The sequence below is a fragment of the Thermus scotoductus DSM 8553 genome (assembly GCF_000381045.1).
Lineage (GTDB): Bacteria > Deinococcota > Deinococci > Deinococcales > Thermaceae > Thermus > Thermus scotoductus.
Genome location: NZ_KB905798.1, coordinates 1 through 1,964 on the forward strand (window position 1 = coordinate 1; position 1,964 = coordinate 1,964).

The following is a 1,964-nucleotide window of genomic DNA, read 5'->3' on the forward strand; positions in this document are numbered from 1 at the left end:
AACTCCCCAAGTCTTCCGATACCAACTCCCCAAGTCTTCCGATACTTCACCCTCCAAACTCCCCAAGTCTTCCGATAGGGGGTATGAACGGACGAAAGCGGCGTCCTGCACGCCAAAAGGGGCGGCTCGGAGGCGGAGCTACTCCGGCAAACTCCCCAAGTCTTCCGATGCCTCATTCGGCGAAGCGCTCCCGCATCTCTTGGAGCCATTCCTCGATGTGGCCGGAGGTGAAGGCCTTGGTAAGGCTGTCCATCACTTCCTTGGGGTCCATCCTGCCCTCGGTCATGAGGCGGGAGAGGTCCTCGAGCTCGCCCACGCTGATGCGGGTGCGGAGCATGAGCTGGGCTGCCTGAAGGGTCCTCCGCACCTGCACCTCCTTGGGGAGGCTTTTCCACTCCTCGTCCGCCTCCTCCTCGATGCGCTTGGCCTCCTTGACCTCGAGGCGCGCCAGGGAGGAGCGCGAGGTGGCCGGCAGAGCCTGGGTGTACTTTCCGGTGTCGTCCCGGATCACGTCCACCAGGAATCCCAGTTTGTTCTTCGGCCGGTAACCCGTGGCCAGGATGGCCTGGAAGCGCTGGATCCGCTCCTGGATCCGGGAAAGGGGGTACCGGCGGGCCAGGGAGTAGGCAGAAGTAAAGGAAAGCCCCTCGGCGATCAAAAGCTCCAGGGCCGCAGGGTCCGCGGGCTGGCCCGCCTCCTCACCGAAGACGTACACGATGATCTGGTTCTGCCCCCTTCCCCGGTACTCCACGGACCGCAGGTACCGACGGGCGATGAGCTCCTCGTGGGCGGGCTCGAGGGTTCGCCGGATCTTGTCCGGGCGCTTGTGAACGATCTTACAGGCAGCCGCCCACTCCATTAGGGGCACCTCGAAGCGGGTTAGGGGCGCGGGGTGCTCCGGGGAGAAGCGCTGGGCATCTAAAAGGCGGTACAGGGCCCGGCTCAGGGGACGGTGGAGGCTCGCCATGAACTCGATGTCGATGGGCTTCACGTAGCGGTTTTTCAAGGAGCGCACGATCTCCTTGGCCAGGGTGATGCGGAGCACGCTGGAGCGGTCCAGGCGCTCGTCCCGGGAGGAGGTGTACTCGAGTTTATCGATGAAGCGGAAGGTCACGCTCTGCCACCTTCCATCCGCCCGCCACGCCTCGGAGAGCACGTAGGTGGCGGTGGTGAGCCGCATGAGGCTTTCCTTAAGGGCTTGGTAGTAGTAGCCGGAGGTGTCCAGGCCCATGAGCTTCAGAAGCTGGTAAGGGGTGGTGGTGAAGGTGCCGTCGTCGGGGCTTCCCGCGTTCAGGTAGGTGGCGATCAGGGCCAGGGAAACCTCGTTGTCCAGGCCGTGGGGCACGCCGCCCACCTTCTCGTTGGCGTAGCAGGCCAGCTTCACCGGTTTGCCCAGGAAGTTGTACTCCTCTTCCCAGGAGGAGTAGCCGGGGGGGATGCGCTCCTGGATGGAGATGAGCCCAAGCCGGGCCACGTTGGCCTCGTCCAGGTGCCTGGGCCCCTGCCCTGGAACCGCCAGGGTGTCCGAGGAGGATCCCGGCGCAAGGCCAAGGGCCGTGGCCAGGGTAAGGCCGGTCGAGGCCTGGGACTTCCCTACTGCCGGGTGGCCCCTTTCGCTTCGGCGTGTGGCTTCTCGTTTGGTTCCCGGCTTCTTTCTGGTGGCCATAGCGCCTCACCCGGGCCTTCCTGAGCATTATACGGGCCGGGAGCCAAAAGGGAGCGTAGGCACCGAAAGCATCCCTGGGGTCGACGAGATTAACGGAATGACACCGGGCATGGCGTTTCGGAGTGGTCTTCCCGATATGCCCATCCAAGGCGGGGAGACGGGACACGCGGCCCTCGAGGGGCGGGGTTCTGGGCCGTGGTCATATTCCTTCGTGTGCTACCTCATAGCTCCACCCCGGCCATCCTGAGCAAGACCCGACTCCGAATGAGGTTGTGAACCAGCAGAATGAGGTTTATTC

At 64.1% G+C, this 1,964-nt stretch carries 1 protein-coding gene; it reads right to left on the bottom strand.

Annotation, left to right across the window (positions count from 1 at the left end; all coding sequences use genetic code 11):
- Positions 1-172 precede the first annotated feature (172 nt).
- Positions 173-1,666: a replication initiator protein A gene (locus tag F604_RS0111510; protein WP_019551769.1), complete on the bottom strand. Its 1,494-nt coding sequence runs from the start codon at positions 1,664-1,666 to the stop codon at positions 173-175.
- Positions 1,667-1,964: the final 298 nt, after the last annotated feature.